The sequence below is a fragment of the Aeromonas sp. 30P genome (genome assembly GCF_051919805.1).
GTDB lineage: Bacteria > Pseudomonadota > Gammaproteobacteria > Enterobacterales > Aeromonadaceae > Aeromonas > Aeromonas veronii.
Genome location: NZ_JBQBEA010000001.1, coordinates 433,858 through 456,552 on the forward strand (window position 1 = coordinate 433,858; position 22,695 = coordinate 456,552).

General features: G+C 59.9%; 18 protein-coding genes, 1 pseudogene and 1 riboswitch. Of the genes and pseudogenes, 14 read left to right on the forward strand and 5 right to left on the reverse strand.

The window, feature by feature from the left end; translation table 11 throughout:
- Positions 1–129 precede the first annotated feature (129 nt).
- A complete protein-coding gene (gene metH, locus ACTG2B_RS02160; RefSeq protein ID WP_439996900.1) occupies positions 130–3,825 on the forward strand; it encodes a methionine synthase in 3,696 nt (1,231 codons plus the stop codon).
- A gap of 231 nt (positions 3,826–4,056) precedes the next feature.
- Positions 4,057–4,953 carry a 30S ribosomal protein S6--L-glutamate ligase gene (gene rimK / locus ACTG2B_RS02165; protein ID WP_005340088.1) on the forward strand — a complete coding sequence of 299 codons (897 nt, stop codon included), beginning with the start codon at positions 4,057–4,059 and terminating at the stop codon, positions 4,951–4,953.
- Between the two features lie 84 nt (positions 4,954–5,037).
- Here rimK and ACTG2B_RS02170 read toward each other — a convergent pair whose 3' ends face one another.
- Both ACTG2B_RS02170 and ACTG2B_RS02175 read right to left on the reverse strand, forming a co-directional pair.
- A complete protein-coding gene (locus ACTG2B_RS02170) occupies positions 5,038–6,282 on the reverse strand; it encodes a sensor histidine kinase (RefSeq protein WP_043822633.1) in 1,245 nt (414 codons plus the stop codon).
- Positions 6,279–6,946 (reverse strand): annotated as a pseudogene (locus ACTG2B_RS02175) (response regulator transcription factor). The gene ACTG2B_RS02170 and the pseudogene ACTG2B_RS02175 overlap by 4 nt, the downstream one beginning before the upstream one ends.
- Before the next feature lie 88 nt (positions 6,947–7,034).
- On the opposite strand from ACTG2B_RS02175, the gene ACTG2B_RS02180 reads away from it, so the two are divergent.
- From ACTG2B_RS02180 to thiH, 12 genes are all read left to right on the forward strand, one after another.
- Complete coding sequence (locus tag ACTG2B_RS02180) at positions 7,035–7,457, forward strand: hypothetical protein (protein WP_439995116.1); 423 nt, start codon at positions 7,035–7,037, stop codon at positions 7,455–7,457.
- An 86-nt stretch (positions 7,458–7,543) separates the two neighbouring features.
- The gene (locus ACTG2B_RS02185; protein ID WP_439995117.1) at positions 7,544–8,029 is read left to right on the forward strand and encodes a hypothetical protein; all 486 of its coding nucleotides are present in this window, start codon (positions 7,544–7,546) and stop codon (positions 8,027–8,029) included.
- Positions 8,030–8,289: 260 nt separating this feature from the next.
- Entirely contained in the window at positions 8,290–9,753 is a 1,464-nt protein-coding gene (aerA, locus tag ACTG2B_RS02190) for an aerolysin AerA (protein WP_421336187.1), read from the forward strand.
- Between the two features lie 124 nt (positions 9,754–9,877).
- Positions 9,878–10,291: a DUF350 domain-containing protein gene (locus tag ACTG2B_RS02195; RefSeq protein WP_088870288.1), complete on the forward strand. Its 414-nt coding sequence runs from the start codon at positions 9,878–9,880 to the stop codon at positions 10,289–10,291.
- Between the two features lie 7 nt (positions 10,292–10,298).
- Entirely contained in the window at positions 10,299–10,847 is a 549-nt protein-coding gene (locus ACTG2B_RS02200) for a DUF1190 domain-containing protein (protein WP_021231603.1), read from the forward strand.
- A gap of 2 nt (positions 10,848–10,849) precedes the next feature.
- Entirely contained in the window at positions 10,850–12,004 is a 1,155-nt protein-coding gene (locus ACTG2B_RS02205) for a glutathionylspermidine synthase family protein (protein ID WP_019446517.1), read from the forward strand.
- A gap of 74 nt (positions 12,005–12,078) precedes the next feature.
- A riboswitch (TPP riboswitch) is annotated at positions 12,079–12,191 on the forward strand.
- 279 nt (positions 12,192–12,470) lie between these two features.
- Positions 12,471–14,462, forward strand: a complete 1,992-nt coding sequence (gene thiC / locus ACTG2B_RS02210) for a phosphomethylpyrimidine synthase ThiC (protein WP_439995118.1) — start codon at positions 12,471–12,473, stop codon at positions 14,460–14,462.
- Positions 14,459–16,066 (forward strand): thiamine phosphate synthase, encoded by a 1,608-nt coding sequence (thiE, locus tag ACTG2B_RS02215; protein WP_439995119.1) that lies wholly within the window; start codon positions 14,459–14,461, stop codon positions 16,064–16,066. Before thiC ends, thiE begins: the two co-directional genes overlap by 4 nt.
- Positions 16,056–16,850, forward strand: coding sequence for a HesA/MoeB/ThiF family protein (locus ACTG2B_RS02220; protein ID WP_439995120.1), 795 nt, complete (start codon positions 16,056–16,058; stop codon positions 16,848–16,850). The genes thiE and ACTG2B_RS02220 overlap by 11 nt, the downstream gene beginning before the upstream one ends.
- Entirely contained in the window at positions 16,847–17,053 is a 207-nt protein-coding gene (thiS, locus tag ACTG2B_RS02225) for a sulfur carrier protein ThiS (RefSeq protein WP_005357774.1), read from the forward strand. The genes ACTG2B_RS02220 and thiS overlap by 4 nt, the downstream gene beginning before the upstream one ends.
- A gap of 85 nt (positions 17,054–17,138) precedes the next feature.
- Positions 17,139–17,906 (forward strand): thiazole synthase, encoded by a 768-nt coding sequence (locus ACTG2B_RS02230; protein WP_439995121.1) that lies wholly within the window; start codon positions 17,139–17,141, stop codon positions 17,904–17,906.
- Between the two features lie 17 nt (positions 17,907–17,923).
- Positions 17,924–19,150, forward strand: coding sequence for a 2-iminoacetate synthase ThiH (gene thiH / locus ACTG2B_RS02235; protein WP_439996901.1), 1,227 nt, complete (start codon positions 17,924–17,926; stop codon positions 19,148–19,150).
- Between the two features lie 620 nt (positions 19,151–19,770).
- Here thiH and ACTG2B_RS02240 read toward each other — a convergent pair.
- From ACTG2B_RS02240 to ACTG2B_RS02250, 3 genes are all read right to left on the reverse strand, one after another.
- Positions 19,771–21,369, reverse strand: a complete 1,599-nt coding sequence (locus ACTG2B_RS02240) for a hypothetical protein (protein WP_439995122.1) — start codon at positions 21,367–21,369, stop codon at positions 19,771–19,773.
- Positions 21,370–21,712: 343 nt separating this feature from the next.
- Positions 21,713–22,264, reverse strand: a complete 552-nt coding sequence (locus tag ACTG2B_RS02245; protein ID WP_439995123.1) for a GNAT family N-acetyltransferase — start codon at positions 22,262–22,264, stop codon at positions 21,713–21,715.
- The gene (locus ACTG2B_RS02250; protein WP_439995124.1) at positions 22,261–22,677 is read right to left on the reverse strand and encodes a GNAT family N-acetyltransferase; all 417 of its coding nucleotides are present in this window, start codon (positions 22,675–22,677) and stop codon (positions 22,261–22,263) included. The genes ACTG2B_RS02245 and ACTG2B_RS02250 overlap by 4 nt, the downstream gene beginning before the upstream one ends.
- Positions 22,678–22,695: the final 18 nt, after the last annotated feature.

Sequence of the window (22,695 nt, forward strand, 5' to 3'; positions counted from 1 at the left end):
ACCCATAAATGAGTATATGGTGGCGCATTTGGACTGATAGACGGCTAGATTTCCATTTTATTTGTTTGCTGTTAGGATGCTGTTTACGCAGTTGCATGGATGTAAGAGGAACACGCGGTGTCGAACGTAATGTCGAGCAGAGAGCCGAGCAAGCAGTCGGACGTAACAAAGAAGCTGGAAGCCTGCCTCAGGGAGCGGATCCTGATCATCGACGGGGCCATGGGCACCATGATCCAGGGCTACAAACTCGGGGAGGCGGATTATCGGGGTGAGCGGTTTGCCGACTGGCATACCGACATCAAGGGCAACAACGATCTGCTGGTGCTGACCCGTCCGGCGGTGATCCGCGAGATCCACGAGCAGTATTGCGCTGCCGGGGCCGACATTCTCGAGACCAACACCTTCAACGCCACTCGCATCGCCATGGCCGATTACGAGATGGAAGAGTTTTCCGCCGAGATCAACCGGGAAGCCGCCCGTCTGGCCCGCGCCGTGGCAGACGAGTGGACGGCAAAAGATCCCGCCAAGCCGCGCTTCGTAGCAGGGGTGTTGGGCCCTACCAACCGTACCGCCTCCATCTCGCCGGATGTGAACGATCCCGGCAAGCGTAACGTCACCTATGACCAGCTGGTGGCCGCCTACACCGAATCGACCCATGCCCTGATCGAGGGCGGCGCCGACATCATCCTGATCGAGACCATCTTCGATACCCTCAACGCCAAGGCTGCCGCCTTCGCGGTGGAAGGGGTGTTCGAGGCGCTGGGCTACAGCCTGCCGGTGATGATCTCCGGTACCATTACCGATGCCTCCGGTCGTACCCTCTCCGGCCAGACCACCGAAGCCTTCTACCATTCGCTGCGCCACGTCAAACCGGTCTCGTTCGGTCTCAACTGTGCGCTCGGGCCAGACGAGCTGCGCCAGTATGTGGAAGAGCTGTCGCGCATCAGCGAATCCTGCGTCAGCGCCCACCCCAACGCCGGTCTGCCCAATGCGTTCGGTGAGTACGACCTCGATGCCGTCGAGATGGCGGAGCATATCCGCGAGTGGGCCCAAAGCGGCTTTCTCAACATGGTCGGCGGTTGCTGCGGTACCACCCCGACCCATATCCGCGCCATGGCGGACGCCGTGGCGGGCATCAAGCCGCGTGTGCTGCCCGAGCTGCCGGTGGCCTGCCGCCTGTCGGGTCTCGAGCCGCTGATCATCACCCCTGAATCCATGTTCGTGAACGTGGGTGAGCGCACCAACGTTACCGGTTCAGCCAAGTTCAAGCGGCTGATCAAGGAGGGGCTCTACGACGAGGCGCTCGATGTTGCCAAGCAGCAGGTGGAGAACGGTGCCCAGATCATCGACATCAACATGGATGAGGGGATGCTGGACGCCGAAGCGGCCATGGTGCGCTTCCTGAATCTTATCGCCGGTGAGCCCGATATCGCCCGGGTGCCGGTGATGATCGACTCCTCCAAGTGGGAGGTGCTGGAAGCGGGCCTCAAATGCGTGCAGGGCAAGCCGGTGGTCAACTCCATCTCCATGAAAGAGGGGGAGGAGAAGTTCATCCAGCAGGCCAGATTGCTGCGTCGCTACGGCGCCGCCGTCATCGTGATGGCGTTCGATGAAGCGGGGCAGGCCGACACCCGCGCCCGCAAGTTCGAGATCTGCCAGCGTGCCTACCGGATCCTGGTGGATCAGGTCGGTTTCCCGCCGGAAGACATCATCTTCGACCCCAATATCTTCGCGGTAGCGACCGGCATCGATGAGCACAACAACTACGCGGTGGACTTCATCGAGGCGGTGAAGGACATCAAAACGCACCTGCCCCACGCCATGATCTCCGGCGGCGTCTCCAACGTCTCGTTTTCGTTTCGCGGCAACGAGCCGGTGCGCGAAGCCATTCACGCCGTCTTCCTCTACCACGCCATCAAGAACGGCATGGACATGGGGATCGTCAACGCCGGTCAGCTCGCCATCTATGAAGACATTCCGGCGGAGCTGAAAGAGAAGGTCGAGGCGGTGGTGCTCAACCTAAATGACAACGCCACCGAAGAGCTGCTGGCCATCGCAGAGAAGTATCGCGGTGCCGGTGCCCAGGCGGAGGACCCGCGGGATCAGGAGTGGCGCAGCTGGCCGGTGGGCAAGCGGCTGGAGCACGCACTGGTCAAGGGGATCACCGACTTTATCGAAGAGGATACCGAAGAGGCACGCGCTGGTGCCGAGAAGCCGCTGCATGTCATCGAAGGGCCGCTGATGGATGGCATGAACGTGGTCGGCGACCTGTTCGGGGCGGGCAAGATGTTCCTGCCGCAGGTGGTGAAATCGGCGCGGGTGATGAAGCGGGCTGTGGCCTATCTGCAGCCCTATATCGAGGCGGAAAAATCGGGCGGCTCCAGCAATGGCAAAATCGTGCTGGCGACCGTGAAAGGGGACGTGCACGACATCGGCAAGAACATCGTCGGGGTAGTGCTGCAGTGCAACAACTTCGAGATTGTCGACCTCGGGGTCATGGTCTCCTGCGAGACCATTCTCAAGACTGCGCGGGAGGTCGGCGCCGATATCATCGGGTTGTCGGGTCTCATCACCCCGTCGCTGGACGAGATGGTGCACGTGGCCAAGGAGATGGAGCGTCAGGGCTTCAAGCTGCCGCTGCTGATCGGCGGTGCCACTACCTCCAAGGCGCACACTGCGGTGAAGATCGAGCAGAACTACTCGGAGCCAGTGGTCTATGTCTCCAACGCCTCCCGCGCGGTAGGGGTGGCCCAGAGCCTGCTCAGCCCGGATCTCAAGGAGGCATTTGTCGCCCGCATCGACAAGGAGTACGAGATTGCCCGGGATCAGCATGCCCGCAAGCAGCCGCGCTCCCGCCCGGTCAGTCTGGCCCATGCCCGCGCCAACCGGCATCAGCTGGATTGGGTTGGCTACCAGCCACCCAAGCCCCGCGAGCTCGGGGTGCAGAAGTTCGAAGATGTGCCCATTTCGGTACTGCGCCCCTACATCGACTGGACGCCGTTCTTCCTGAGTTGGGAGCTGGCAGGCAAGTATCCGCGCATCCTTGAGGACGAGATTATCGGCGAGGAGGCAACCAGGTTGTTTGCCGATGCCAACGCCATGCTGGACCAGCTGGAAAAGGATCAGAGCGTGCGCTGCGCCGGGGTGGTCGGCCTGTTCCCGGCCAACTCGGTAGGGGACAGCATCGAGGTCTACAGCGACGAGTCCCGCACCGAGGTCATCAAGGTGTTGCACCACCTGCGCCAGCAGAGCGAGAAGCAGGGCTTCCCCAACTACTGTCTGGCGGACTATGTGGCACCGAAAGAGAGCGGCAAACCGGACTGGATCGGCGCCTTCGCGGTGACCGGCGGCATCGGTGAGGAGGCTATCGCCAAGGCCTACAAGGCGCAGCACGATGACTACAACGCCATCCTTATTCAGGCGGTGTGCGACCGTCTGGCCGAGGCGTTTGCCGAGTACCTGCACGAGCAGGTGCGCAAGGTACATTGGGGTTATGCTCCCGACGAGGCCCTCAGCAACGAGGAGCTGATCCGCGAAAACTATCAGGGCATCCGCCCGGCCCCCGGTTATCCGGCCTGCCCGGAGCACACCGAGAAGGGAAGCATCTGGGAACTGCTGGAGGTGGAGCAGGCCATCGGCATGCAGCTCACCGAATCCTACGCCATGTGGCCGGGGGCGGCGGTATCGGGCTGGTACTTCTCCCACCCCGAGAGCAAATACTTCGCGGTGGCGCAGATCCAGCACGATCAGGTGGAAGATTACGCCGCCCGCAAGGGGATGACGCTGGCCGAGGCCGAGCGCTGGTTGGGGCCAAACCTGAACTGACTCCCGCGTGACATCGGTTGATCTTTAACGAGAAACGGCGGCATCCTTGCATGGGTTGAACAACCTGCGCAGAGCCGCCGTTTAACCTGTTGGTCACAGTGATGTGGTAGCGTGCGGTTTGGTGTGGTTTGTCTTGTTGTCAGGATAAACAATTGGCGTTGTCTTGGCGCTGTGGCACCTTATACTCTCCCGCCCCATCCTGCCCAGGCACAGCCTTCTAGCGGAATTGTCATGAAGATCGCCATTTTATCCCGTGAGCCGAAAAACTACTCCACCCGCCGTCTGGTCGAGGTGGCGCAGGCGCGCGGTCATCAGGTAGAGGTGCTCGACACCCTGCGCTGCTATATGAATATCGCTTCCCACAACCCCTCCATTCACTACGAGGGTGGGGAGCTGGGAAGCTATGACGCCGTGATCCCGCGGATCGGGGCCAGCATTACCGCCTACGGCACCGCCGTGCTACGCCAGTTCGAGATGATGAACACCATGGCCCTCAACAGCTCGGTGGCCATCAGCCGTTCCCGCGACAAGCTGCGGGCGATGCAGCTGCTCTCCCGCCATGGCATCGGCCTGCCCATCACCGGCTATGCCCACAGCACCCACGACGTGCCCGACCTCATCACCATGGTGGGCGGGGCGCCGCTGGTGGTGAAGCTGCTGGAGGGTACCCAGGGGATTGGCGTGGTGCTCTGCGAGACTCAGAAGGCCGCCGAGAGCGTGATCGAGGCCTTTATCCAGACCAACAACAACATTCTGGTGCAGGAGTATATCCGCGAGGCCAATGGCGCCGATATCCGCTGTCTGGTGGTCAACGGCAAGGTGGTGGCCGCCATGCGCCGTCAGGCCCAGCCGGGAGAGTTTCGCTCCAACCTGCACCGTGGCGGTACCGCCGAGGCGATCAAGATCACCCCGGAAGAGCGCGCCACCGCGGTGCAGGCCGCCAAGATCATGGGGCTGGATGTGGCGGGGGTGGATATCTTGCGCAGCGCCCGTGGCCCGCTGGTGCTGGAGGTCAACTCCTCCCCCGGCCTGCAAGGGGTGGAAGCCGCCTCCGGCAAGGATGTGGCCGGCAAGATCATCGAGTTCCTCGAACTCAAGGCGAGCCGCAAGAACAAACCGGCGGAGTGAGCCTCAGGCTTGCATCTGTCAGATAGAAACAGGGCGCCCTCGGGCGCCTTGTTGCTATCTGGCTGGTGCCGAAGTTCCCTCACCCTAACCCTCTCCCAAAGGGAGAGGGAACTGTTCGGCAGTGATCATCGCCAGCCGGGCGCTAAATACGCCATCCTCGAGCCGGGTGTCGATCTGCCAACCGAGTTTCTCGCAGATGCGCTGGATGATGGTGAGGCCACAGCCGTAGCCGAGGATCTGATCCGGCGCCGCTGCCGTCGGGTTGCTGATGGTGAGCACCGGGCCACACAGCTCGATGTCGATATGTCCCTCGGCATAGCTCAGGGCATTTTTCAGCAGGTTGCCGAGGGCAATGGCGAGCAGGGAGAGGGGGGCGTTGACTTCGCTGCTCTCGTCCAGATTAAGCCGGATATCGAGGGCCTCCCGCTGCAACAGCGGAGCGAGGCGGGCCAGCTCCTGACGGATCAGCGGGGTCACCTGCTGCAGCGGTCGCTCCACTGCCTCCTTGCGGCCCAGCAGCAGGAAGGTCTCGGTGAGCAGTGCCATCTCGTCGGCGGCGGCGCGGATGCGGGTGGTGGCGCGGGCGGCCGGTGCGGGCAGATCTGTCACCTTGCCAAGCAGCGCGGCCGAGCCCTGGATCACCATGTTGGGGGTGCGCAGCTCGTGGCTGGCGAAGCGACTGAACTCCTGCTCGCGAGCGAATACGGCGCTCACCTCCTGCTTGCCGGCCAGCAGCGCCAGCTCGATGTCCCGCAGCTCCTGCCAGGGGGCATCGGGTTCGAAATCCGCTTGATCCGGGGTGAGGTGGGCGACCCTCTGTTGCAGCCGTTGCAGCGGCCCCGTGATATGGCGCACCAGCCAGATGCCGAAGCCGAGGCAGCCCAGCAGCAGGGTCACCCCGATCAGCCGGGTCGCCAGATGCAGCTTGTCTTCGTAGGGATCCAGGTAGTCATCGGCGTCGTCATTGAAGACCAGATAGAGCAGTCCCTCGCCGGAGGGGTGACGGGCCACCAGAAAGTGTTTGTCCTCCTTGCCCAGCTGATGCTCGAAAAAGCCGGGTGTCTGGTAGGGCTTCAGCCACTTCGGCAGGCGTCCCGCCTCGGTCCAGTAGCTGGAGAACTGTCTGGGGCTCGGGGCGGCGGCCGCCGGGCCGAGTCGCAGCCAGTCATCGCTGTAGCGGGTCACTTCGGCTTCCAGCCAGTGGCGCAGGCTCAGCTCTTCCATCTTGTCCTCGGCCACCAGCATCAAGCCGGAGAGCAGGATCAGCAGCACCACCCCGGCGCCGCCGAGCGCCATGATCAGGCGGCGACGCAGGCTCGGCAGGCTCATGCGCTCACCAGTCGGTAGCCCTGGCCGTGGAGGGTCTCCAGCATCGGAGTGGGGAAGGGCTTGTCGAGCGCGTTGCGCAGGGCGTAGATGTGGCTGCGCAGGGCATCGGAGTCGGGCTCCTCATCCCCCCAGACGGTGTCGAGCACCTCCTGACGGCTGACGATGGCGGGGGCGCGGCGGGCCAGCAGGGCGAGGATCCGGAACGGGATCTTGCCGAGCTTGAGGGGCTCACCGGCGCGGGTGGCGCGGCCGCTGGCGACATCGACCGTCAGATCGCCAAAGCTGATGGCCCCCACATCGCCGCGCGGGCCACGCAGGCTGAGGGCTTGCAGTCGCACCTCCAGTTCCTCCATGGCGAATGGCTTGACAGATAGTCATCCCCTCCCGCCTTGAAGCCTGCCAGCTTGTCCTCCAGGCTGTCGCGGGCGGTGAGAAACAGCACGGGAGTGGCAATCCCCTGCTCGCGCAGGCGCGCCACCGTGCTGAGGCCATCGAGGCGCGGCATCATCACATCCATGATGATGACGTCGAAACGCTGATCCTCCAGCAGTTGCAGCGCCGCCTGACCGTGATAGGCACAATCGAGGCGGTGACCGGCCAGCTCCAGATAATCCATGATGGTTTCCGCCACCTGAGGATTGTCTTCCACTACCAAAATCTTCATGCTTTGCTCTCCTGGTTGGCGAGCGTTTCACGCTCTTTTCACACCGGATTCGGCATCCTGTTTGCCAGTGTAACCCCGAGGATCCCTGATGAAGAAGTCTCTCTGCGCCCTTCTGCTGCTGATATTGTTGCCAATTGGCACCGCACAGGCGACCGAATTCAAACTGACCGGCCGCACTACCTGGCAGCTTGGCCAGTTGATGGTCAACGGCATGCCGTTCGTGATCGACGACCAGACCCGCTTCAAGGATTGGCTCAACGAGGATGATCTCGGCGGTACCTGGGTCGAGATGAAGGGGGTGGTGGAGAACGGCGTGCGCTATGTACGCAAGGTCGAAGCCCTCGACGAAGATGACAAGGACGAGATGGATCTGGAGGGGCCGGTCGAAGGGGGGCGGATCTGGGGCTACACCACTTCGGATAACAGTCTGGCGCCGTTTGAAGGGCGCTGGCTCGAGCTGGAATGCAAATTTGACGGCATGCGCCTGAGCCGTTGCCGTGAGGATGACTGATCCGATCTCTGCGTTCCGATTAGAAATGCTCCCGAATGAAGCCCATGCTTGTCCAGCATGGGCTTTTTGTTCAGGGACGAACGAAGATGGAACAATCGAGAAAGTGGTGTGCATGGATGCTGGGTGTGCCGCTCTGGGCGGCGCAGGCGGGAGCCGACGAATTGTGGCTGGTGGAGCTTGAGCACAGCGACGGCATCCGCCTGCAATTTCAGGGTGCCGAGGTGGAGCAGGGCAGTGCCGCCGTCTGGCGGCAGGGGGATATTTGGCCGCAGCCACTCAAACCCGGCGACCAGCTCGCCCTGCTGGTGGCCGATGGCGTTGCCACCCGCATTGAGCTGCTGGCCGCCAGAGCCCCGCTGGCCAATCAGCCCTGGCAGCGGGCGCAAGATCGCCTGCAATCCTTCGATGAACGGCAGCTCACGTTGGCCACCCTGGGCACAGTGCCACTCAATCCGCAGGTGCGCTGGGTCAACGGCTCGGTCGCCGATCTGCACGCCGGGAGCGAGCTGGTATTGATCCGTTCGGCGGATGGAATATTGCAGGGAATTGAAGTGATCAATCCGGAAGAGTAATTCAGCATCTTCTTATTTAATATGGTTTCACCATATTGTGGCAGCCATTAAATAATGACTGTCACAATATTTATGATTTATTCCTCAATAAAGTCATCGCTCTAATTATTTTCCTGTATCACCATTATTTTGTTTGTCATGGATGTTTTTTGGTGGTTTATTTTATTTGTGTCAGGTTTTGTCGGAGTCCATACCTGTCAAATGAAAAAGGATATTTCTACACAATAACAATTATCGTATGTCTGAAAGAGGGATAAATGATGAATAGAATAATTACCGCCAATCTGGCGTTTTTGGCGTCTTCATTGATGCTCGCTCAGGTGCAGGCGGCTGAACCTGTCTACCCTGATCAGGTCAAGTGGGCGGGTCTTGGGACGGGCGTCTGTGCCAGTGGCTACCGTCCTCTGACCCGCGATGAAGCCATGAGTATCAAGGGTAATCTGGTCAGCCGCATGGGGCAGTGGCAGATCACCGGGCTGGCGGATCGCTGGGTGATTATGGGGTCGGGATATAATGGCGAAATCAAACAGGGCACTGCCGGAGAAACCTGGTGTTATCCCAACTCACCGGTTTCCGGAGAAATACCAACACTCTCTGACTGGAATATTCCGGCGGGTGATGAGGTCGATGTGCAATGGCGGCTTGTCCACGACAATGATTATTTTATCAAACCAGTCAGCTATCTCGCTCATTATTTGGGATACGCTTGGGTGGGTGGAAATCATAGCCCCTATGTCGGGGAAGATATGGATGTTACCCGGGTTGGCGATGGCTGGCTGATAAAGGGAAATAATGACGGCGGCTGCTCCGGATATCGTTGTGGGGAGAAGAGTTCCATCAAGGTAAGCAACTTCTCATATACCCTGGAACCCGACTCCTTCAGCCATGGTCAGGTCACCGAGAGCGGCAAGCAGTTGGTGAAGACCATCACGGCCAATGCGACCAACTACACCGACCTGCCCCAGCAGGTGGTGGTGACCCTGAAGTACGACAAGGCCACCAACTGGTCGAAGACCGACACCTACAGCCTGAGCGAGAAGGTGACCACCAAGAACAAGTTTCAGTGGCCGTTGGTGGGGGAAACCGAACTGGCCATCGAGATCGCTGCGAGCCAGAGCTGGGCCTCCCAGAAAGGAGGCTCGACGACCGAGACCGTCTCGGTTGAAGCACGCCCCACGGTGCCGCCTCACTCCAGCCTGCCGGTGCGGGTTGCCCTCTACAAGTCCAACATCTCCTACCCCTACGAGTTCAAGGCCGAGGTCAATTATGACCTGACCATGAAGGGCTTCCTGCGTTGGGGCGGCAATGCCTGGTATACCCATCCGGAGAATCGCCCCACCTGGGAGCACACCTTTGCCGTCGGCCCGTTCCGCGACAAGGCGAGCAGCATCCGCTACCAGTGGGACAAGCGTTATATCCCGGGTGAAGTGAAGTGGTGGGACTGGAACTGGACCATCAGCGAGTATGGTTTGTCGACCATGCAGAATAACCTGGGTCGCGTGCTGCGCCCGATCCGTTCGGCAGTGACCGGTGACTTCTATGCCGAGAGCCAGTTTGCCGGCGATATCGAAATCGGTCAGCCCCAGACCCGTTCCGCGGCCTCTGCCCAGTTGCGTAACGCCTCTGCTGAAGGTGTGGCTCTGACCGGTGTGGATCTGGATCAGGAGGCCCTTGCCAACGAAGGGTTTGGAAATGTCAGTCTGACGGTGACTCCTGCCTATTGACCCAAGGGGTAAATCCCCTTGGCGGGGGGACCCTGTTTTCGTATCCGCCGTTCTCAAGGGGCCCATTGTGGTCCCTTTTTCCTTTCATTATGATGTCGACTCTTTTTGTCACAGGAACTGTGAGATGCTCTCCCAATTGCTCGGCTCCTTGAGTGGGCTGCTCCCCTTTATCGCCTACTTTCTGCTGGCCATGGCGCTGCTGGCGACCTTCATTCGCCTCTATACTTGGCTGACGCCACACCACGAATTTGCCCTGATCCGTTCGGGTAATCCGGCTGCTGCCACCGCGTTTGGCGGCGCGCTGATTGGCTTTGCGCTGCCCTTGGCCAGTGCAATCAGTCACTCTCTCTCCCTGCTCGATTGCGCCATCTGGGGCGCGATTGCCCTGCTGGTGCAGGTTGCCGCGTTTCGGGTAATGCAACGCTGGCTCACCGACCTGAGCGAACGGATCTCCCGTGGGGAGATGGCTGGCGCCATTTTGCTGGCTGCTGCGTCCCTGTCGGTGGGGCTGCTCAACGCTGCCTGCATGACCTACTGAGGATCCCATGAAGAGCAGCAACAAGCGAAGTAGCCAGGTCGCACTGGTCATGATGGTGCCGACAGCCTCCCTCTGGCTGCAGGGGTGCAACGAACGCCCCGAGCTGGCCTATGTCTACACCTCGGTCGAGACATGTGTCGCTGTCCCAAGTAATGATCCGGCTCGGTGCCAGCTGGCCTTTGAAGAGGCCCGCAGTCGCCACCTCCTGCGGGCGCCCCGTTATCCTGACCGGGTGGAGTGTGAGGCGGATTTTGGCGCAGGAGGGTGTGAGGATAAGGTGCCGCGGATGAGGGGGATTCTGACCAGCGGCGTTGCCATCGGAACAGACCCTCTCCCCGGGATCCCGACCCAGCCGCTCTATCAACGTACAGATGAGCCTTATGCGCTGCGCACCGCTCAGGGAACACGCTTGCCCGCAGGCAGTAGCCTGGTTCGGGTCTGCCAGAGTGCGGTGACACTGGAGCCCGCCTTACAAGTACGGCGTGGTGGCTTCGGTGGAGAAGCTGCGCGGCGAGCCAACTTCTGCCATAGCAATAGCTACAGCAGCGGAGGTTAAAGATGGAGCGCATTTCCTTACCCGAACGTCCGGATTGGCGCGAACGGGCTGCCGAGCTTGGTTTCGAGTTTCACACCTTCGATGGGGAGCCCTATTGGGATGAGAGCGCTTGCTATCGCTTCACCCTTTCGCAGATAGAGGATGATCTGGAGGCGCCCACCGAGGAACTGCATCAGATGGCCCTCTCGCTGGTCTCAAAGATAGTGGGCAGCGAAGAGTTGCTGACCCGGCTCGATATTCCCGAATACTGCTGGCCCGCACTGGAGGCCTCATGGCGACGTCGGGATCCCCATCTCTATGGTCGGCTGGATCTCGCCTATAACGGGCATGGGCCCGCCAAGCTGCTGGAGCTTAACTACGACACCCCCACCTCCCTTTATGAGTCGGGTTTTTTTCAGTGGATCTGGCTGGAGGATCAGCTGCATCGCGGTGTGCTACCAGCCGGAGTCGATCAGTTCAACTCCCTGCAGGAGAAGCTGTACGGCGCCTTCGCGGCCCTTGGCAATCGTGGCCCTTTGCACTTCACCTGCGTGGGCGAGAACCTGGAAGACAGGGGGAACCTCGACTACCTCATCGATATCGCCCTGCAGGCTGGTTGTGATGCCCGTTTTGTGGATCTGGAGGATATCGGCGAGCTGCAGGGCCAGCTAGTGGATCTGGGCAACGAGCCGATCCACGAGATATTCAAGCTTTACCCTTGGGAGTTCATGGTGCGCGAGCCATTTGGCCAGACGCTGCTCACAAGCCAGACCCGCTTTATCGAGCCAGCCTGGAAGATGATTCTCTCCAACAAGGGGATGTTGCCCCTGTTGTGGCTGGCCTTTCCTGACCATCCCAACCTGCTGCCCGCTTTTTTTGATCCCGATCCCGCTAGTCAGATGGCGCCGGGTTGGGTACGTAAGCCTCTCTATTCACGAGAGGGGGCCAATATCGAGCTGATGGATTATCAGGGTATGCGCTTGCATGAGCCAGGCCCATACAACGACTCGGGTTATGTGCTTCAGGCCTTTCACCCCTTACCCTGCTTTGCTGGCAGTTACACCTTGATCGGCAGCTGGGTGGTCGGCGATGCGGCGGCTGGCATTGGCATTCGCGAGGATGCGACCCTGATCACCAAAGACAGCTCCCGTTTCCTGCCCCATATCATCCTCGACTAGCCGTAGACCCCAAGGGGAGCAAGAGGTCGACTTTGTTAACGGCTTGTGCTTTAAATTTTCCCCCTTATACTGGCGCCATCTTGTCGGAGTGCTGACCGTCGAACGACGCGAAGCTGAGACCGTTAATTCGGGATCCGTGGAACCTGATCAGGTTAAAACCTGCGAAGGGAACAAGGGTAACTTGCGGGTTACCGCGCCGGAGGAGGGACAAGCCTCTTCCGCTCATCGAAGGGGTAACCCTGATGGGTCAGGGCGCACAGGAGGGAGTCTGTCCCGTCCGGTTGTCCAGCACGTGGGGCGCCTTGCCCACAGCGTGCAGAGAGCGGGAAGTGGCAGTACAGCAGCGCGGAGATCCATCCCGCGCGCACTCCCTCCCGAGATAAACACCCCGCCGCAAGTTCATCTTCTCCTCGAACTCCAGACAAGCAAACACCCATAACTTCAACCAGTTAATGTGAGTTTTGCTATGTCTACTTCTGTATCTGATACCGCCAAATCCAGCCGCCGCGAGCAGCGCTCCAGCGCTCAGGCCTTTATCGACAGCCTCAAAGGGATGGCTCATCCCAACTCCCGTCGCATTTTTATCGAAGGCTCCCGCCCCGATATTCGTGTTCCCCTGCGGGAGATCCAGCTGGCCGACACCTTCGTCGGCGGCACCAAAGAAGATCCCAAGTTCGAGCCCAACGAGCCGGTGCCGGTCTATGACACCTCTGGCCGTTACGGGGAGGAGGGGGTCGCCATCGACGTGCGCCGTGGCCTGCCGCGCCTGCGGGAGAACTGGGTGCTGGAGCGGGATGACACCGACGAACTGCCGGGGCTCAGCTCCACCTTCACTCAGGAGCGGCTGGCCGACGAGGGGCTGGATCACCTGCGCTTCGAGCACTTGCCCAAGCCGCGCCGCGCCAAGCCGGGTCGCCGGGTCACCCAGCTCCACTACGCCCGCGCCGGTATCGTCACCCCCGAGATGGAATTTATCGCCATTCGCGAGAACATGGGGCGCGAGCGGGTGCGCTCCGAACTGCTGCGCACCCAGCATCCGGGCCGCGATTTCGGTGCCCGTTTGCCCCAGAACATCACCCCTGAATTTGTGCGCGATGAGGTGGCCGCCGGTCGCGCCATCATCCCCAGCAACATCAACCACCCGGAAGCGGAGCCGATGATCATCGGCCGCAATTTTCTGGTGAAGATCAACGCCAACATCGGCAACTCGGCGGTCACCTCCAGCATCGAAGAGGAGGTGGAGAAGCTGGTCTGGTCGACCCGCTGGGGCGCCGACACAGTCATGGATCTCTCCACCGGCCGCTACATCCACGAGACCCGCGAGTGGATCCTGCGCAACAGCCCTGTCCCCATCGGTACCGTGCCCATCTATCAGGCGTTGGAGAAGACCAACGGCATCGCCGAAGACCTCACCTGGGAGCTGTTCCGCGACACCCTGCTGGAGCAGGCCGAGCAGGGGGTGGACTACTTCACCATCCACGCTGGCGTCCTGCTGCGCTTCGTGCCGATGACCGCCAAGCGCCTCACCGGCATCGTCTCGCGCGGCGGCAGCATCATGGCCAAGTGGTGCCTCTCCCACCACAAGGAGAACTTCCTCTACCAGCACTTCCGCGAAATCTGCGAGATCTGCGCCGCCTATGACGTGGCCCTGTCGCTGGGCGATGGTCTGCGTCCGGGCTCAGTCTATGACGCCAACGACGAGGCCCAGTTTGCCGAGCTGCGCACCCTGGGCGAGCTGACCAAAATTGCGTGGGAGTACGACGTGCAGGTGATGATCGAGGGGCCGGGCCATGTGCCGATGCACATGATCGAGCGCAACATGACCGAGCAGCTGGAGCAGTGCCACGAGGCGCCTTTCTATACGCTGGGCCCGCTCACCACCGACATCGCGCCGGGTTACGATCACTTCACCTCCGGCATCGGCGCCGCGCTTATCGGCTGGTACGGCTGCGCCATGCTCTGCTACGTCACCCCCAAGGAGCATCTGGGGCTGCCCAACAAGGAGGATGTGAAGCAGGGGCTGATCACCTACAAGATTGCCGCCCACGCCGCCGATCTGGCCAAGGGTCATCCGGGGGCCCAGATCCGCGACAACGCCATGTCCAAGGCGCGCTTTGAATTCCGCTGGGAGGATCAGTTCAATCTGGCGCTGGATCCCGACACCGCTCGTGCCTACCACGACGAGACCCTGCCGCAGGAGTCCGGCAAGGTGGCCCACTTCTGCTCCATGTGCGGGCCCAAGTTCTGCTCCATGAAGATCACTCAGGACGTGCGCGATTACGCGGCCAAGCTGGAAGCGGTAGAGATCAAGCTGGTCGGTATGGACGGTCAGCAGGAGCAGGTGGTGGCTCAGGTGGAGAGCGGCATGGCCCGCATGGCAGAGACCTTCAAGGAGACCGGTGGCGAGCTCTACCATCAGGCGGCGGTGCTGAAACAGGCCGCAGGGGAGGAGGCGTGAGCAGCGCAAGCGGGGCTGTCAGCCCCGCCGATCTGTCGCCCGTGACCGACTCTCGCCCAGTTGTCTGGACCATCGCCGGTTCAGACTCCGGCGGTGGCGCCGGTATTCAGGCCGACTTGCACACATTGCACGACCTCGGCGTGCACGGCTGCTCGGTCATCTCCGCCATCACCGCCCAGAACTCGGTGGCGGTGAAGATGGTTGACCCTGTGCTGATGCAGACTTTCACCGCCCAGATCGATGCCCTCAGCGTCGATCTGCCGCCCGCCGCCATCAAGATCGGTCTGCTGCCGACCCGGCTCCACGTCGAGGTATTGGCCCGCCGACTGGCGGCCACCCCGGCCCCCTTCGTGGTCTACGACCCGGTGGCCATCGCCAGCAGCGGCACCCCGATGGCGGAGCCCAATATGCTGGAGGCGGTGCGCGAGCAGCTGTTGCCGCGCCTCTCCTTGATCACCCCCAACGGCCCCGAGCTGGAAGCCCTGACCGGACTGCCGGTCAGCAGCCCCGAACTGGTGCGCCTCGCCGCCCGCCGCCTGCGCGAACTTGGTGCCCGCGCCGTGCTGGTGAAGGGCGGTCATCTGGAGTGGAGCGGCGATCTCTGCCTCGATTACTACCAGGATGAGACCCGCGAATTCTGGCTGGCGGCGCCGCGCCTCGATACCCGCCACGGCCACGGCACCGGCTGCTGCTACGCCAGCGCCATCGCCGCCGTGGTGGCGCAGGATTATCCGGTGGAGGACGCCATCACCCTCGCTCGCGCCTATTTGCAACAGGGGTTGGCGGCGGCGCAGGGGGTGGGCGCAGGCCCGGGCCCCATCGCCCATCTTGGCTGGCCAGCCGATCTTGCCCACTTCCCCCGTGCCGTGTTGGCGGGCTCAATGCTCGATAGCCGCTTCGGATTGTATGAGACAAGCAGCGCCCGTCTGCCGGATGGCCCCTTTGCCGCGACCGAACACAACCTCGGCCTCTATCCGGTGGTGGATTCGGTCAAGTGGCTGCGCCGCCTGCTGGGGCAGGGGGTCAAGACCATCCAGTTGCGGATCAAGGATCTGCCCGCCGCTCAGGTGGCACCGGCTATTCGCGATGCGGTAGAGCTTGGTCGCCGCCATGGGGCGCGGCTCTTTATCAACGACTACTGGCAGCAGGCCATCGAGGCGGGCGCCTGGGGCGTGCATCTGGGGCAGGAGGATATGGAGACGGCTGATCTCGCCGCCATTCAGGGGGCTGGGCTGCGCCTTGGCATCTCCACCCACGGTTACTTCGAGCTGATGCGGGCCCGCGAGCTGGCCCCCTCCTATATGGCGCTGGGTCATATCTTCCCGACCAACACCAAGGCAATGCCGTCTCGCCCGCAGGGGCTGGTGCGGCTGCATCGCTACCGTGCCCTGATGGCAGACTGGCCGACAGTGGCCATCGGTGGCATCAGCGAGGAGCGGGTGGCGGCGGTCAAGGCAAGCGGGGTCGGTAGTATCGCGCTGGTCTCGGCTATCACGGCCAGCGACGACTGGCAGGGGGCGACCGAGCGGCTGCTCGCGGCCGTGGGGGCAGGGGATGAGCCGCGCTCGGCCACTGTTATACGGGAGGCTGCACATGCGCTCTGATGCCGCTTCTCTTAGTGACAAAGAGTATCTGCGATACGGCCGCCAGCTGATGCTGGCGGAAGTGGGTGAGGCCGGACAGGCACGGCTCAAGGATAAGTCCGTGCTGATCGTCGGCCTCGGTGGGCTGGGCTCACCGCTCGCCCTCTATCTCGCAGGGGCCGGGGTGGGCACCTTGTGGCTGGCCGATGGCGATACGGTGGATTCCAGCAACTTGCCGCGCCAGATCCTGTTCGATAGCGAGGCGGTCAACCACTCCAAGGCGGAGCTGGCCCGCGAGCGCTTGGCCGCCCACAACCCGCTGGTGGAGCTGATTGCCATCAACCAGCGGCTCGATGCCGCCAGCCTGCCGGAGTTTGTGGCCGAGGTAGATCTGGTGATCGACTGCTGCGATAACCTCGCCACCCGCCAGGCCATCAACGCCGCCTGCGTGGCTCAGGGCAAGCCTTGGATCTCCGCCGCCGCGGTGGGTTGGCAGGGGCAGCTGATGGCGCGCACCAGCAGCGATCACGCCTGCTATGCCTGCCTCTATCCGCTGGATACCAAGACCGCCGAGCGCTGCGAGACCAGCGGCGTCACCGGCCCACTGGTCGGGGTGATGGGCTCTTTGCAGGCGCTGGAGGCACTGAAACTGCTGCTCGGGATGCCGAGTCCGGTTGCTGGCACATTGCGCCGCTTCGATGCCCTGACCCATCAGTGGCAGACCCTCACTCTGGCTCCCGACCCCGATTGCCCGGTTTGCGGGCAGCGCCGATGCCCGTCACACGATAAGGAGATCACCCCATGACCTTGACCATTCGACTCAACGATAAAGCCCAGCCGCTGGCGGCAGGGCAGAGCGTGGCCGACCTGCTGGCGGCGCAAGACGTTAATCCACAGGGGGTCGCGGTGGCCCTTAACGGCGCAGTGTTGCCCCGTGGCCGCTGGGCCGAGACTCGTCTCAATGACGGGGATGAACTTCACCTCTTCACCGCCATTGCGGGAGGCTGACCCATGATGCTCACAGTCCCATATTCGAGCGTTCTGCCTTGCGGTGGAACTTCATCTCTTCTTACCACTGTGGCGGGAGGCTGACATGCTCAAGATTGCCGATCACACCTTCTCATCGCGCCTCTTTACCGGCACCGGCAAGTTTGCCCGCCCGGATCTGATGGCCGCCGCCATCGAGGCGAGCGGCTCCCAACTGGTCACCATGGCCATCAAGCGGCTCGAACCGGGCAAGGCCCACGACGATATCCTGAGCCCCTTGCTGCAACTCGGGGTCAAGCTGCTGCCCAACACCTCCGGCGCCAAGACCGCCGCCGAGGCGGTATTTGCTGCCTATCTCGCCCGCGAGGCGCTGGGGACGAACTGGCTGAAGCTGGAGATCCACCCCGATCCGCGCTATCTGCTGCCCGATCCCATCGAGACGCTGAAAGCCGCCGAGCAGCTGGTGAAAGAGGGCTTTGTGGTGCTGCCCTACTGCGGGGCCGACCCCGTGCTCTGCAAGCGGCTGGAAGAGGTGGGCTGCGCCGCCGTGATGCCGCTCGGCGCGCCCATCGGTTCCAATCAGGGGCTGGTGACCCGGGAGTTTCTCTCCATCATCGTCGAGCAGGCCAATGTGCCCGTGGTGGTGGATGCGGGGATCGGTGCGCCGAGCCATGCGGCCGCCGCCTTTGAACTGGGGGCCGATGCCGTGTTGGTCAACACCGCCATCGCGGTGAGCGGCGATCCGGTCGCCATGGGCCGCGCCTTTGCACTGGCCTGCACCGCCGGTCGCAGCGCTTATGAGGCAGGTCTCGGCGCCCGCGCCCTGCAGGCGCAAGCCTCCAGTCCGCTCACCGATTTTCTGGGGGCGTTATGAGTCATGATGCTGGTGCGATGAGTGACTTCGAGCCTTTTGCACAACCCCAGGTGCGCCCGAGTGATAGCCCCCCTCTCGGCTCTTCACAAAATAAGGGAGAGGAGTTGGGGGTGAGGGCTAAGGAGCCTTCCTTTATCGACCGTTGGCAGGAGCTTGAGTGGGACGATATCGGCATGCAGATCCGCGCCAAAACGGCCGCCGATGTGGCCCGCGCCCTGAGTGCCCCCCGCCGTACCCTGAGCGACTTTATGGCGCTGATCTCGCCAGCCGCCGAAGCCTATCTGCCGCAGATGGCAGCCGAGGCCGAGCGGCTGACCCGCCAGCGCTTTGGCAACACCATCGGCTTCTATGTGCCGCTATATCTGTCGAACCTCTGCGCCAACGACTGCACCTACTGCGGCTTTTCCATGAGCAACCGCCTCAAGCGCAAGACCTTGAATGCAGAGGAGATTGAGCGCGAGTGTCTGGCCATCAAGGCGCGCGGTTTTGACAGCGTGCTGCTGGTGACCGGCGAGCACGAGCACAAGGTGGGGCTCGCCTATTTTCGCGAAGTGATGCCCATCATCCGCCGCCACTTCAGCACGGTAGGGATGGAGGTGCAGCCCCTCTCGCAGGCCGACTATGCCGAGCTGAAGAGCCTCGGCCTCGACGCCGTTATGGTCTATCAGGAGACCTACCACGCCCCCACCTACGCCCGCCATCACCTGCGCGGCAACAAGCGGGACATCGCATGGCGCCTCGCCACGCCGGATCGGTTGGGCCGCGCCGGTATCGACAAAATCGGGCTGGGGGCGCTCATCGGTCTCTCCTCGGATTGGCGCGCCGACAGCTACTTTGTCGCCGAGCATCTGAGCTGGCTTGAGCGCCACCACTGGCAGAGCCGCTACTCGCTCTCCTTTCCACGCCTGCGCCCCTGCACCGGCGGACTGGAGCCTGCCGTGGTCATGTCGGATCGCCAGCTGGCGCAGCTTATCTGCGCCTGGCGCCTCTTCTCGCCCACGCTGGACTTGTCCCTCTCCACCCGCGAGTCGGCTACGTTTCGCAACGGCGCGGTGCGCCTTGGCATCACCCAGATGTCGGCCGAATCGCGCACCCAGCCGGGCGGCTATGCCGAGGGGGATAAAGAGGAGCTGGAGCAGTTCGCCATCCATGACGATCGCCCGGTGGGGGAAGTGGCCGCCGCCGTGCGGCAGGCCGGGTTGCAGCCGGTGTTTAAAGACTGGGAACCCTTCTTGGGTCGATAGGGGCGGCCACGCCCCCCCCTTTGCCGGTGGCATCCCGGCGTCCATCCAGACTCCGTGCCTGTGGCAAGCAGGCACGGCTGCGCCTTGCAATCGTAGGGTCGATTAGCCGGTAGGCGTAATCGTCCGCTTTGTTGTGTGGGGATGGATGGCTCGGCTACGCCGAGCAGGACGCGAGGCCGCTGGCCTCGAAGGGGTTTCGCCCGCCCTTCGGGCTTGGGCGAGTAACTTTTCTTTGCGTGGCCAAAGAAAAGTCACCAAAAGAAAGGCCACCCCCGCCAATCCGACCGCTACGCGGTTGCCCTCGGGCCAGGAGCAAGGTCGGACGGACCGCCGCAGACGGCACATCCCTGTGCCGGCTGCGTCTGCGCCATCATCCTTGATGGCGCTCCTGACCTTGCTCCTTCCCCTCGGCGGATTGGAGGGGGAACCAAAACCGTGCCCACCATCACCTCAGGGGGGAATCGTAGGTCTCAATCAATAGAGCAAACTACAACGACAACAAATGGGATAGTTATGATAAGAGGTGTATTTTACATCGTTCATTGCATCCAACGGATGCTTGACTTCCAATTTCAGGTCGTCTGGAAAAACTGAATATAATTATCTTGGCCTCATGAGGTTTATAATTCAGATTCAATGTTTAAACATCTAGCTTCATCTCGAATTTGCTTTTGTAGTGTTCTTTTTTGAATTTTTCTTTCCTCTTTTAGTGGGTGGTTAATAAAGTGTTGTTTGTATGACTTTATCAGTCCGGAGTCATTGCTTTCATGTACTAATTCTAGTAAGTCATCCCCATCAAAAAAATTAATTGTATATTTAGATGTTTCAGTGTTTTTATTATCAATTAAAGTTTTAGCTTGTTCTGTTATTTTTCCACTAGTCCAAAGTTCAAAACGATAAGGAAGTCTACTCCATTCAGAATGAGTCTTGATGAAACTGTTTATTACTGGTATCCGTTCATTAATCCACTTTTCAACTTCACTGTCATCAACGTTAGTTAATGGAGACATACCTTTGCATTCAATGAAAACTATTTCATGTTTCTTGCTCACAACAAGAACATCAATCTCGGCCTTCCTTCCAAGAGAATCACTCACTATTCTGTTCATTTCCTGTTCATAACCGGGGTAATAATTATTTGCTATCTGAGCCACCATAAACTCGAAGAGGCATCCCCTTAATGTAGAGGCTGCACCCTCAACACGAGATAGGCTATTAAATATCCTATCAATAGATTCATGGGAGGTCATTAGGTTTGCAGTGTTTATAAAAAGCTTGGATACACTTATTAAAACCTCGGCAACCTCCTCACCAAAAAGACTATCGGGGGTTGCAGGAATAATTCCTTCAGATTTTAATAATGAAAATCCTTCACTATCATAGGATGTTGCTACAAAAACTTGGAGACAAGAGCCGACTTTTGTCAAATTTCTAAGCGTAGTGCACTTTTTAACGAAGGCACTAAGTTGATCTTTTGTAACCTGACTATTAAGGCAAATATCACAGACAAAGAAACCTGGGGCTACTCGATTGCCTTTATATTGACGCATTGGGAATAAGTAAGATGGTGCAGCAAGATCCCAATTAAAAGTCCCTACTTTAGGAATTTTATTATTGTCATCTTCGCGAGTTTCAACTTTATCATAACTAACTATGCCGAGATTTCTAGCCCATGATTTTATTGCTAACAAGGCTATACGCTCAGATAAAAGCCGTCCTCTCATAAGCGCATATGTTCTATCATCTGGGAAGTAAGATAATTCATCGCAACGAACGATATAATCACCGAAGCCTTCAATATGCACCTCATTAACAATGGTTGATTTAATCAGGCGTTCAATAACTGATTCAGCAGAAACGTGCTTTTTCTGCGAAATAGGTGCTCCACACGCTATTTTAAAATGTTCTTTAGGCATCAAATTGTCTCGCATTGCTAACGCTTGCAAGGCATAAAAATAAATGCTGCCGGAGTCTTGGAGAGTTTTATTTAAAGCTAGGAAAAATTTTCTAGAACCATATTGCTCACTTAAATATACAAAGCGAGAACGATGGGGGAAAATAATATGGTTTAGTTTTGTTATCCCTTTTCCACCTCTTTGTACCCGTTTACGAGCTGCATCTTCAGACAACCCTGCTTCAGACACTAAGATTCTTGCCAACTGGCTACTTAGCATTGGTCCACGAGCTCTTAGGATAATGGTCAAAAAGTCATCTTCCAAACGGCACTCTCCTGTGTGTGTCACACTGCGCTATTTATAATGTGTTGTAAACAACACGGACAACGATCGAAAAGTTCCTACATTAGCAGGGCCTTATCCTACAAGGCTTAGAAAGAAAGTGGGAAGTGAAAACATCGGGTCTTTGTCACAATAGGGACTTGGTGTATGAGTAATGACCATCTGTTTTGAATCCGATAAGGCCTTGGAGAGGTTGGAACACGCGGGGGAGTTCTGGGCAATCCGTGATGTTGATTGAGGTGTGGCGTGGCGGGTTACTTGTTTAGGTTCTACATAACGAGAAGTTTCCGTGACAACTACGTGCTTGTGTCATATGAGCCCTTTTTTAGGTCCGTTTTGTTGGAACAAGCGAATAAATATGCCCATCCATAGGCTGGCCATGTAGGAAGATGCGATTTTTTGCCCGGCACTCAAAGGCGGCTCCGGCAGCGATGGCAACAGCTTCGCTGGCGGTGTTGCCAACCCCCATCACGATCTCCAGCCGAAATAGTCCCAACTGCTGAAAACCAAAGTCACGGAGCAGGGCGACCGCCTGTCGGGCGATGCCACAGCCTTGGCGGGATTGACGTACCCAGTAACCGATATTGCCGTAGCGATGATGGGGCGACAGCTGGTTGATACCTGCGCCACCCAAGAGCTGGCCGGTGGTGGCGCAGAAGATGCCCATGTCAAAGGCGCGTCCCACCGCACAATCTTGATCGCAGCTGGCAAACCACTCCAGTGCGCTTTCCCGGGTAAATGAATGGGTGCACCAGCTCATCCATTTGCCGACCGTTTCGATGGATTCGTGGGCCGCGTAGACAAACTCGTCGGCATCGCCCGCTTCGAACGGGCGGATCACTATATTGGCGTTGGCAAGGCGCGGGAATGTCGTCACTTGTCCTGCTTTTTCAGAAAGTAACTGATATGCCCCGGCGGCATATCGGGCAGCTGGCCAAAGACTTCGTAACCCTGCTTCTGATAGAAGGGGAGGGCTTGAAAACTGGTGGTTTCCAGATGGTAGTTGGTGATGCCCTTGCTTTGGGCGTACTGCTCCATGGCGCCGAGCAGGCGGCCGCCCCAGCCGTCGCGGCGGATGCTTTCGTCGATCCAGAGCCAGTCGACGTGCAGCCAGCCCCACTTGATGTCGGCGATGATGCCGCCGTGTACCTTGCCCTCTTTATCCTTGATAAAGCTGGCGATCCGCTCGCGCAGATGGGTGCCGGCGTGATCCTTGTTGAAGCCAGAGAGGCCAATGCGCAGCGCTTCAACATCATCGTCCTGAGGCGGTTGGGGTGGGGTGAGTTGCATAGTGCTTCCTGCTTGATG